7 protein-coding genes and 6 pseudogenes are annotated in these 10,761 nt (G+C 38.0%); 3 read left to right on the forward strand and 10 right to left on the reverse strand.

The annotated features are described in order from the left end of the window. Window positions 1-125: 125 nt before the first annotated feature. The 5 genes and pseudogenes from C3420_RS15410 to C3420_RS15430 form a co-directional block, all read right to left on the reverse strand. A pseudogene (locus C3420_RS15410) lies at window positions 126-656 on the reverse strand (sulfite exporter TauE/SafE family protein); the annotation flags it as partial. A gap of 41 nt (window positions 657-697) precedes the next feature. Next, a complete protein-coding gene (locus tag C3420_RS15415) occupies window positions 698-1,192 on the reverse strand; it encodes a flavin reductase family protein (RefSeq protein ID WP_005100646.1) in 495 nt (164 codons plus the stop codon). Window positions 1,193-1,289: 97 nt separating this feature from the next. Then, the gene (locus C3420_RS15420; protein WP_004281804.1) at window positions 1,290-2,333 is read right to left on the reverse strand and encodes a methionine synthase; all 1,044 of its coding nucleotides are present in this window, start codon (window positions 2,331-2,333) and stop codon (window positions 1,290-1,292) included. 51 nt (window positions 2,334-2,384) lie between these two features. Continuing rightward, a complete protein-coding gene (locus tag C3420_RS15425; protein ID WP_004281805.1) occupies window positions 2,385-3,368 on the reverse strand; it encodes a putative oxygenase MesX in 984 nt (327 codons plus the stop codon). Window positions 3,369-3,674: 306 nt separating this feature from the next. Beyond that, a pseudogene (locus tag C3420_RS15430) lies at window positions 3,675-4,631 on the reverse strand (IS5 family transposase). A 177-nt stretch (window positions 4,632-4,808) separates the two neighbouring features. Between C3420_RS15430 and C3420_RS15435 the strand changes: the two are divergent. Further along, entirely contained in the window at window positions 4,809-5,477 is a 669-nt protein-coding gene (locus tag C3420_RS15435; RefSeq protein WP_004281809.1) for an epoxyqueuosine reductase QueH, read from the forward strand. Here C3420_RS15435 and C3420_RS15440 read toward each other — a convergent pair. From C3420_RS15440 to C3420_RS15455, 4 genes and pseudogenes are all read right to left on the reverse strand, one after another. Beyond that, a complete protein-coding gene (locus tag C3420_RS15440) occupies window positions 5,474-6,865 on the reverse strand; it encodes a methylenetetrahydrofolate reductase C-terminal domain-containing protein (protein ID WP_004281811.1) in 1,392 nt (463 codons plus the stop codon). The two genes, C3420_RS15435 and C3420_RS15440, sit on opposite strands and share 4 nt — an antisense overlap. Before the next feature lie 188 nt (window positions 6,866-7,053). Then, a pseudogene (locus tag C3420_RS15445) lies at window positions 7,054-7,155 on the reverse strand (putative oxygenase MesX); the annotation flags it as partial. Window positions 7,156-7,179: 24 nt separating this feature from the next. Beyond that, window positions 7,180-7,296 (reverse strand): annotated as a pseudogene (locus C3420_RS15450) (transposase); the annotation flags it as partial. Between the two features lie 50 nt (window positions 7,297-7,346). After that, complete coding sequence (locus tag C3420_RS15455; protein ID WP_004281814.1) at window positions 7,347-8,552, reverse strand: tyrosine-type recombinase/integrase; 1,206 nt, start codon at window positions 8,550-8,552, stop codon at window positions 7,347-7,349. Window positions 8,553-8,851: 299 nt separating this feature from the next. On the opposite strand from C3420_RS15455, the gene C3420_RS15460 reads away from it, so the two are divergent. Beyond that, the gene (locus tag C3420_RS15460; protein WP_004780041.1) at window positions 8,852-9,283 is read left to right on the forward strand and encodes a PPC domain-containing protein; all 432 of its coding nucleotides are present in this window, start codon (window positions 8,852-8,854) and stop codon (window positions 9,281-9,283) included. Window positions 9,284-9,401: 118 nt separating this feature from the next. Here C3420_RS15460 and C3420_RS15465 read toward each other — a convergent pair. Further along, window positions 9,402-10,092 (reverse strand): annotated as a pseudogene (locus tag C3420_RS15465) (integrase core domain-containing protein); the annotation flags it as partial. 75 nt (window positions 10,093-10,167) lie between these two features. On the opposite strand from C3420_RS15465, the pseudogene C3420_RS15475 reads away from it, so the two are divergent. Continuing rightward, window positions 10,168-10,653 (forward strand): annotated as a pseudogene (locus C3420_RS15475) (IS1 family transposase); the annotation flags it as partial. Window positions 10,654-10,761: the final 108 nt, after the last annotated feature.

Genomic DNA, 10,761 nt, shown 5'->3' on the forward strand with positions numbered 1-10,761 from the left:
CGCTCTTTCTCTGATTTCAGGGGTATATTTTAATTTTGTCATCGGGACACTACGCTTCGCTACGTCTTGCGAAGCAATGCTTCTCATCTCAGAATATTGACTCTCCGACAAACCCGGTACGGTTCAGCCTTCTGCATGACCACACCATAGCGATTCAGATATGGAACCGTCAGACTTCCACCACCAATACCAAAGATTGCTGATGCAACCCCAATCACACTACCTGCAGCAACTTGTTGACCTGATGAGGGTAACGTTTTCGTTGGGTCAATTGCTTTTTTGGCACCTGTAAACATCGTATATGCGACCCAAATCAGAAATAAGCCAACAATGATTTGTAGATGTAATCCTGATATCAAACCAGCAATACCTGCCCCAAAAAAACAACCAATCGCCATAGGTGGCGCTAGATTTTTAAAAACAGGCCAAATCACAGCACCAGTTTTATGATGCGCCATCAATGAGCTAATCGAGGTTACAACAATGGTTGCCAAAGACGTGCCTAATGCGAGGTGCATAACCACATCGGGGTCATAGCCCATTTGGGTAAAGACAATAAAAAGCAGTGGTACAATAATCGTACCACCGCCGACACCAAACAGCCCTGCTGCAAAACCAGCAAAAGCACCGATGACTAAAAAGGTTATAAGTTCCACAATAGACTAACTTTAAAAAATGAAAGAATTAAGGTATTGAGTTAAGCGTGTTCTAACTGCCCTACTTGATGATAAGCACGGTTAAAATAGACCAAGCTTTCTTCTTGATCGCTTTGTTGAACTTGAAGCACACGACACATGAAAATACTGTGTGTACCCACTTGCTGAATATTCTCAATCTGACAGTCAAAACTGACCAAAGCATTTTGCAGAATCGGCGAGCCTGTCTCTAAACCGCCCCACTCGCCCAGTTGAAAACGCTGTTCAGAACTGAATTTACTTGAAGCAAAGGCATTTGAAAGCTGTTCATGCTGAGTACTTAGTACGTTTACAGCCAAGACTTTATTTTCAACAAAATGGGCATGTGAACGGGAGGATTGATTCATACAGACTAATAACATTGGCGGTGTATCCGTCACGCTACATACGGCAGATGCAGTAAATCCATGCATACCTGTTTCACCCGAAGTCGTAATAACATTCACTGCTGTGGTGAGTAAGGACATTGCATTTCTAAAGTCTGTTGCTTCAATCATCTCTTTCATCTCAAATGTACATATCACGTGCTCGCGCATAAAGCTGGACAAATGACCTTGCGATGATTTGTTCTGCTTCGCACGAGACTACGTTTGATTAAGCTTCTAGCTCTTTACGAACAATGGCAGCACCTGCGCTTAAAGCTTCAAGTTTGCCACGTGCCACTTGGCGAGATAGCGGTGTCATACCACAGTTAGTTGAAGGATACAGTTTATCTGCATCAACAAATTGCAATGCTTTGCGTAGCGTATTTGCTACTTCCTCTGCAGTTTCCACTTGAGTGGTTGCCACATCAATTGCACCCACCATCACTTTCTTACCACGGATCAATTCGATTAAATCCATTGGTACACGTGAGTTTTGGCATTCAAGTGAAATAATATCGAGCTTAGATTGTTGTAGTTTCGGGAATGACTCTTCGTATTGACGCCATTCATTACCTAAAGTTTGTTTCCAATCTGTATTGGCTTTAATGCCGTAACCATAGCAAATATGAACTGCAGTTTCACACTTTAGACCTTCAAGTGCACGTTCTAAGGTTGGTACACCCCAGTCATTCACTTCATCAAAGAATACGTTAAACGCAGGTTCATCAAATTGAATAATGTCTACGCCTGCTGCTTCAAGTTCTAAAGCTTCTTGGTTCAAAATTTTGGCAAATTCCCAAGCCAGTTTTTCACGACTCTTGTAGTGTCCGTCAAAAAGTGTATCAATCATGGTCATTGGACCAGGCAACGCCCATTTAATTGGCTGACTGGTTTGGCTGCGTAAAAATTTCGCATCGTCTACAAACACTGCTTTTTTACGAGAAACTTCACCCACAACTGAAGGTACACTTGCATCATAACGATTACGAATACGCATGGTTTCACGCTTTTCGAAATCTACACCTTCAAGATGTTCAATAAACGTGGTTACAAAGTGCTGACGGGTTTGCTCACCATCACTCACGATATCGATACCTGCAGTGACTTGCTCATGTAATGATAATTTCAAAGCATCACGTTTAGCTTCTAATAATTCTTCGCCTTCAAGCTTCCATGCAGACCATAATTTTTCAGGTTCAGCTAACCAAGACGGTTTTGGCAAGCTACCCGCAGTTGAAGTTGGGAGTAAAAGTTTCGGTTGTGTAAGCGCCATGTCTAATCTTCTTTCTCTAAAATTCGTCAGTCTGTGTGTCAATTCGATGTCTTAAGCAGCTGTTTCGACCTTAAAGTTTGCTGCCCATTCATTTAAAATATCTTGATATGGTTTGATGAAGTTTTCTTCTGTCCATTTACCTTGCTTAACCGCTAACTCAGCACGTTCAACACGGTCATAAACGATACGTGTCAGTGAGTAATCGCCATAGCTCAAGCTTGGTTGATATTCCACACCTGCCGGAGAGTTGGTGTTGTAAATTTCAGGACGATAAATTTTTTGGAAGCTTTCCATGGTTGCAATCGCGCTGATCAATTCAAAATCAGTATAATCACGGACTAAGTCGCCAGCGAAATAGAATGCTAATGGTGCATTACCACCTTCTGGTTTGAAGTAACGTACACGTAAGCCCATTTTGGCGAAATATTCATCGGTACGTGAATATTCATCATTGGTATATTCCTCACCTAAAATAGGATGTACGTTTGCCGTACGGTAATAGGTTTTAGAGGTTGAAACACTTAAACAAATCACAGGTGGCTTGGTAAATTCTGCCTTAAATACATCTGAATTCACCAAATGTTGATACAATTTACCATGTAGATCTCCAAAATCTTCAGGTTTTTCACCTACACCACAACCCAATTGAGGCAATACTACGCTGAAGTCGTAATCACGCACATAAGATGAGAAGCTATTGCCGATCATGCCTTCAATACGCTCCCCTGTTTTATGGTCAATCACTACACTTTTCAGTGTTTCAATAAATGGGAAAGTTTGACCATTACCTTCGATATCAATTTCAGCAGAAATGATGTCAATCTCAAGTGAATAGCGATCACCTTTCGGGTTATCAACGGTTGCCAAGCTATTAAAACGGTTGTTGATCATCGCAAGGGTACGACGCAAGTTTTCTTCACGGCTTTCCCCACGTGCCAAATTGGCAAAGTTTGTGGTTAAACGTGTGCTTTCTGCTGGTGTATAATTCTCATCAAAACGGATACGTTTAATTGAACACTCAAATGCTGTACTCATGGAGATTGCCACCTAAAAATTTTATAAAAAGCTAAATTTCTGAATGGCTGTATTTAAACGTGAATAAGAAAGTGAGTAAAACGATATAAATTCAGCTTAAGATGAGAAATACTCATCTTAATAAATTAAAGATTCTGAGGATTTTTAGTTATTCAGTAAGTTAAGTGGCTATCTAAAATCTTTATCTGAAATTGATAATGTTTTTTGCAACTCTACTAAAGATAATAAATCTCCAACTATCAAGTATGTGTAAAGGCTTTGTTGCACAAAGATTTGAAATGCAAAGCGCCCCTAATTGAGCCAAATTTAAGGCGTAACTTGGGTAAGTGGTCGACCTAATTCCGTAAATCTGTTGAGGACTGCTACACGTGCATGAATCTCATTCACTTGGCTATCAAAGCTCCTTGCACTGAGTTTATCTGCTAATAATTTAATGCAGTGCATCTTGGTTTCAACCAAACTTCGCCGATGATAGCCTGACCATTTTTTCCATAGTGTCCTACCTGAGAAGCACTGCTTCGCAAGATTAACTGTTCGAAGTAATTTATTTCGTTCTAGCGAGCTACTCTTTGTATCTTTCCGTGGTTTCGCATTTTTTCTAGGTGGAATCACCATATGCGCTTGCCGATCTGCAATGACCTGACGGCATTGCTTGGTGTCATAAACTCTATCGGTATAAACAGAGTCAATCCGCTCATCTTGTGGAATTTGATCAAGTAAATCACCAAGCACCTGTGAATCACTGACATTATTGGTTGTGAGCTCAATAGCGCGTATTTGAGGGGTTTTAGCATCTATACCAATTGTAGTTTACGCCATTGGCGACGACATTCAGGTCCATGTTTCTTGCGCTTACACTCGCCCTCACCTAGAAACTTCATGCCTGTAGAGTCCATGAGTAGATGTAGCCCATCGCTACTTTTTTGGTAGCTGATTGCAATATCAATATGCTTTTATCTTCTACAAAGCGTGGTGTACGAATATCACTGATATTCGGGGCTGCTCATCCGCAAAGTTTAATCAGACTTTGCACAAAGCCAGTGACTATACGTAAAGACAGACGGAATAAGGATTTAATCATTAAGCAGCATTGGATGGCTGCGTCGGAGTAGGTTTGATTTCGCCCTTGTTTGCCTTTTGATGGCGCATACCATTGCGTAGCAGGATCAAACCAAATGGCAATATTTCCGCGACTCATGAGTGCTCGGTTATATATGCGGACCAATTGGTTGTGCGGTAGATTTTATGTGTAGGCTTATTCATTTGAAAATTATATCGCTGAAAAGCCTTTACAGATAGGTTTGTGCAACAAAGCCGTTCTTATTAAATTTCAATTAGTGAATTTCTTTCATCTTAACCTTAGAAAATATCAGTATATCAAATCCTTACTATCTAATTAAATCGTTAAAATATAGGGTTTAGATTTAAACCCATATAACTATGTCAAACAAACTTGAACGTCAGAAATTGACTCTCCCAGCAGGTCATGACAAGCTTCTGCTTCACTCCTGCTGTGCACCATGCTCGGGTGAAGTGATGGAAACCCTAATTGAATCAGGCATCGACTTTTCGATCTTTTTTTATAATCCCAATATTCACCCTGTCAAGGAATATGAAATCCGTAAGGAAGAAAATATTCGCTTTGCAGAAAAACATAATATTCCTTTTATTGACTGTGATTACGATACAGACAATTGGTTTGCACGTGCCAAAGGCATGGAAAATGAGCCAGAGAAAGGTATTCGCTGTATCATGTGTTTTGATATGCGCTTTGAACGGACTGCCCTTTATGCAGCTGAAAATGGCTTCAGCCTAATTAGTAGCTCATTGGGTATTTCTCGTTGGAAAGATATGAAGCAGATCAATGATTGTGGGCATCGTTCTGCTTCACATTATGAAGGTATCACCTATTGGGACTACAACTGGCGTAAAAATGGTGGTGCTGTTCGTATGCTTGAAATCAGCAAGAAGGAAGAATTCTACCAACAAGAATATTGTGGCTGTGTATACTCCTTACGTGATACCAACCGTTGGCGTATGAGCCAAGGTCGTGATCGCATCAAATTGGGCGTGAAATTTTATTCGAATGCCATGGATGATGAAAGCTAAGCTTCAGTCGCCAGATACCAATTTTTCCAGGAACTGGTTCCACGGACTTCAATGGGTACAGTTGGAATCAGTTTTTCTTTTAGAACGTCAGTCTGTCCCACGGCTTTGGCAAGTCGGGCTTTCACAGAATGAATGCATTCACGATCTCCAAACTCACAGAGATCCAATGTCGTACCACCACAAGGACCATTCGCCAATCCTTTGGGACAAGTTTCAGGGCAAATATATAAAGTATCTCCTAACCTACATTGACCACAACTTTCACAACCCACGACCCCTTGCTTAGAGATAAATTCAGTTTTTAACAATGCTTTTGCTGCAGGAGTATTTTCCCAGAGTGAGGCTTTAAAAATAAAATGCCCCACACCTTTGGCAATTTTGGACTCAAATAGAGCCTTGTGCATGAAATGCAATTGCTGATATTTAATAAGCTGGCTAGAGGATGGTTGGCGGGAATAATAAGCTAATTCTGGCACGAGTTCATTTTTAGTCTTCACTTGCCACAGTGCATTCCAGAGTGCTTCGAGTTCCTGTAAACCATAATGTCGATATTGTTCAATATATTTTTCTAAAAGCTTTTGCTCTTCAGGCTTATGGCATGCTGAAAGATGCACACCTGCAAAACCCAAATATTTACACATCAATATTTGTATAGCACAACGTTTATAAGCATTCTCAGTTCGTCCATCCTGTTCTTCCTGAGCCAACGCTCGTAACATGTGTGGTGTAATCACAATTCCTGCGACATTATGTTTCACCATAAAATTGGCACGTGCCAAACTAAGTGGCATAACACAAGCAAGTATATTTTGTGGGTATCGATGACGATTTAAAAAAGCCTTGGCTTGTTTTAAAGCCTCCATATCGTAACCCAACTGGGTAACGATAAAGTCTGCTCCTGCTTTAATCTTTTTGTGAAGTTTTAAATATTGTGCATCACGTTCAGCTTCAGCATATTTAAAGGGATTAAAAGCTACACCAATATGAAATCCACCATAACACTTTGCGGCCATGACCGCATTTACAGACTCTAAATATCGGGTGCGATTCGTTCCATCTTGACCATTTGTATGCCCTTTTAACTTATCACCTGTGAGAAGCAGTAAATTTTTTTGTCCCGAAGCTTGAGTTAATTTTAAGAAGGTCTCAAAATCAGTAATATCCCGACCTTTCCCTGAATAATGGATGATTTTTTCCACTGATGAAGGAAATGTCTTCGCACATTCAAGTGGTGGCAAATCACTATCGGCATGCACTCGATCTGCCAAAGTGATCGCACATGGAAATTCTGCTAAAGACATTGGTACTGCAATGCCCTTAGCAGAACTTAAATATTCCAACAAAATACAAAACTGATTGTGCTTAAAATGGGAAGCAAGCTGTGACATAAAATAAAGTTCAAATAAAAATGATTAAAGCAGGTCGCTATTATATTCGACCTAACAGAATCAGCCCGATTAATCTTAAACAGGCTGATATAGAAAATTTTAGTCAACAATTATGCAATGAATCTATTCAATACATTCAATCAGGCAACTTTCTCATGAGATTCTCGCTCTAATGCGAAATGAAATGCCTATTTTTCAAGAATATTTTGATACGACTTAATGAAGTTCTCTTCTATCCATTTACCTTGCTTAAGATTCAATTGAACACGTTCAACACCGTCATAAACTTTACGAGTTAAGAGAAATCATTATTGTGAACAGACTATTTCTCTAAGTTGATTCATCACAACATGTAATTTATAGCCATAGAACCGGCCCATTGAGCTTTTACCACGAGATGCAATTTTAGATAATGATTTATGGCGGTGAATAGGTTTGTGCAACAAAGCCTATTCTAATTAAAACTTAGATTTCATAACCATTAATTTACAGTACAACTATCAATAAAATCGCCCCACCATTGCATCATTTCCATACGCTGATTAAAATATTCTGCATGATTATAACTTGCACGGGTTTTATTTTTATCAGTATGAGATAGCTGTGCTTCAATCCAATTTGATTGAAATAAACCGGATTCATTTAATATGGTACTAAATGTCGATCGTAACCCATGAGAAGTTAATTCATTTTTAGTATATCCCATTTTTCTGATAATCAAGTTCAGGGTATTAAAATGAATAGGTTTATTATTATTTCGGGGGCTAGAAAACACATATTTCTCGCCATGAGACCAAACGAGTGCTGATTTCACAACTTCAAGTGCTTGATCAGATAGTGGAACAAAAAAATCAGGGATATCATGACCTAAAATAACCTTTCTTCTATATTGTTTAATATGTAAGGCTGGTATTTTCCATATTTTTTTATCTAGATCGAAGTGATGTGGTTCACAAAGCAATAATTCTCCACCACGGACGCCTGTATATAATTTAAATAACAGGGCTTTTTTAATAATAGGATCTGTATTAATCTGATTTAATTTAGCTAAGAAATTAGATAGTTCATCTGAATTCAAATGAGGATAGTTTTTCTTAATCTTATTGTTGACTAATATTTTATGAAGTCCATGTGCAATATTATATTCACAATACCCCATCGCTACCGCATAATCATAAATCTGATTTAAATAACTATAGGCTTTCTTTACAGGTTCTTTTACATTTCTAGATTCTATCTTTTTAATAATCTTAACTAGATCATATCTTTTAATTTCAATAAATGGCATTAGTCCAATATTTGGATAAACATCCTGATCTAAACATTTTTTTGCGAGCTGAATTACACCGCATCGTGGTTCATCTTCAAAGGAATTTTTAATTTTAAATTCTAACCACTCTTCACAAATATCCTGAAAAGTTTTGATGTATTTTTTATGCAGTGGTTTATTTTCATAATTATTAAATTTATATTCATCCCGGACTGATCTGGCCTCTTTCAAGGACATTACAGGATATTCACCCAACTTCATGCGAGGACGTTTATTTGTCCCTGCAAGTGAATAGCGGTAACTCCAAGATTTACGTCCGTTTGGTTCTACCTTCAAACTTAAGCCGTCATCATCTGCCAGAAAATAGATTTTTTCCTTTGATTTAGCTTGACGTACCTTAATTTCAGTAAGACTCATGAATTTTTAACCTAACCACAAATGGCACTGCTCAATTGAATTATAACAAATTTAAGCGATATTCATATGATGCGTATCATACGCATCACATATTTCTATAAGTAATTGTTAAATAAAATTTATATTTAGATTGGCTAGTCCTTAGTAACCAATTAATTAACCATTAATTTTGCAAGTCTTAAATTGGCATTTGAAGTGTAACCCCATGTTATGACTATTCACATTTCTGCTCTATGATTCATGGTTACTTATTAGTTATATTATTATGTCAGGAGCGATACAAGAATTAGGGTAACCTTATGGAAATAGCGAATACGAAATTACTAGCTGGCGCTTTGATAGCCCTAACTTTAACTATAGTTAGCCCTGTCGTACTTGCAAATGATAACAATGATATACGAAAGACTATTGTAGTTAAGTTTGCTAAAAAAGCTTACTCTGCAAATTATTACGGAAGGATAGATGGATACAAGTATGATTCCTACAAATTTTATGCTAAAAAAGGGCAAAAGTTAAAAGTGAAGTTGACTGGAGGAAATGTTGAAGCTTACTTATGGGGTAATCAATTAAAAGACTCCATCAATCTTGGAGAATATTCTCCAGAGCTTGATGATAATGGTATTTATATTTTACCTGCTTCAGGTGAGTATGAAATTAGAGTATTACAACCTAGATCACAGGCAAGAAAAGATAAAAAACCTCAATACTGGATGAGTATTGACATTAAATAAAGACTTGCTAGATTTTTTTAAGCTTTTATACCAGGGTTCAAAAACTATTGCCAGTTAAACGGGGCGTGATTTTTATTCATATGTTTTTATATTAGTAAAAATGATATAGATACGTAATTCATAAAGATCGTTTCAATTTAGCAATCTCTAAATACATCTTGTAATTGGCATGTTGAATCCGTTCATTTGAGGGGTCGTATTGCTTCTGGACTTCATCTAAGAAAGGAGTTTCTTCACATAATTCAAAGTACCTTTCCATCGGTATTTTATCTTTCAAAGCTGAATGTGGTCTCATCCAGTTATAGTAATGCTGCCATTCTGCCAGTTTACTCTGAATTTCCTCTGAATCGATATCTACAGTAGCGTAGAACTCAGATTTATCAGTCTTTTGTGAGCGCTCTACCTTGCCATTCAGATGAGGTGAACCCGGTTTATTTGGCCTAAATTTGATTCCATACTGCATCATTTTTTCTGTACTTTTTCAGCAAAGAATTCTCGTCCACGATCGGTCTGTATTCGCTGTATGGGAAAAGGCATTTCTTCAATTACACAGTTAAAAGGTCGAGTGTATCGCAGCTGTTCGGCGTTTATATATCCTTAAAACGCGATATCGTGTGCAGTCATCGATAGATGTGTACTGATATAGTCCAGGGACCCAGTTTACAGGTATCCATTTGAATTCTATCGCCTGGTAATGGACATTCATAACAAATGTAATCTACTTTACGACGGAATTTTTTAATCGGTTTGACTTAATGGGTGGATAGTACTTTATGGATAGTCGCCAAGGACAACGAAACTCCGTGCAGCGCATTTTCAATATTAGGTGGTGTATCAAAAAGTATGCTAAAAAAAAGCAGGTTGAATTTTGATAAAATAGAGAAATGCAAATAACTCTAGAAATCAAATGTCCAACCTGCCTCAGTGACAGTATAAAGAAAAATGGCATCAAAGTAGATGGGAAACAAAACTACCAATGCAAAGACTGCAAACGTCAGTTTATTGGTGACCATGCTCTGAGCTATCTAGGATGTAATTCTGGCATTACTCGTAAAATATTACAGTTAATGGTCAGAGGCAGCGGTATACGAGATATCGCTGAAGTTGAGCGCATTAGTATCGGTAAAGTCTTACGGACTTTAACTGAATCGGCCTATCAAATTCAGCCTAAACAAAGTCATTATGAATCTCTCGAAGTAGATGAATTCTGGACTTTTGTTGGAAATAAAAATAATAAACAATGGCTTATTTACGCCTACCATCGAGAAACAGGTGAGATTGTTGCTTATGTTTGGGGTAAGAGAGATTTAGCTACAGTCCAAAGGTTGAAGACAAAGCTTAAACAATTAGGGGTGGTGTTTCAAAAAGTATGCTGAAAAAAAGCAGGTTGGATTTTGATAAAATAGAGAAATGCGAATAACTCTAGAAATCAAGTGTCCAGCCTGCCTAAGTGACAGTATAAAGAAAAATGGCACAAA

Source organism: Acinetobacter sp. ACNIH3, assembly GCF_002918965.1.
Lineage (GTDB): Bacteria > Pseudomonadota > Gammaproteobacteria > Pseudomonadales > Moraxellaceae > Acinetobacter > Acinetobacter schindleri.

Coding starts and splice junctions, on each gene's coding strand:
- C3420_RS15415 (WP_005100646.1), bottom strand. CDS start 1,192: ATGATTGAAGCAACAGACTTTAGAAATGCAATGTCCTTACTCACCACA.
- C3420_RS15420 (WP_004281804.1), bottom strand. CDS start 2,333: ATGGCGCTTACACAACCGAAACTTTTACTCCCAACTTCAACTGCGGGT.
- C3420_RS15425 (WP_004281805.1), bottom strand. CDS start 3,368: ATGAGTACAGCATTTGAGTGTTCAATTAAACGTATCCGTTTTGATGAG.
- C3420_RS15435 (WP_004281809.1), top strand. CDS start 4,809: ATGTCAAACAAACTTGAACGTCAGAAATTGACTCTCCCAGCAGGTCAT.
- C3420_RS15440 (WP_004281811.1), bottom strand. CDS start 6,865: ATGTCACAGCTTGCTTCCCATTTTAAGCACAATCAGTTTTGTATTTTG.
- C3420_RS15455 (WP_004281814.1), bottom strand. CDS start 8,552: ATGAGTCTTACTGAAATTAAGGTACGTCAAGCTAAATCAAAGGAAAAA.
- C3420_RS15460 (WP_004780041.1), top strand. CDS start 8,852: ATGGAAATAGCGAATACGAAATTACTAGCTGGCGCTTTGATAGCCCTA.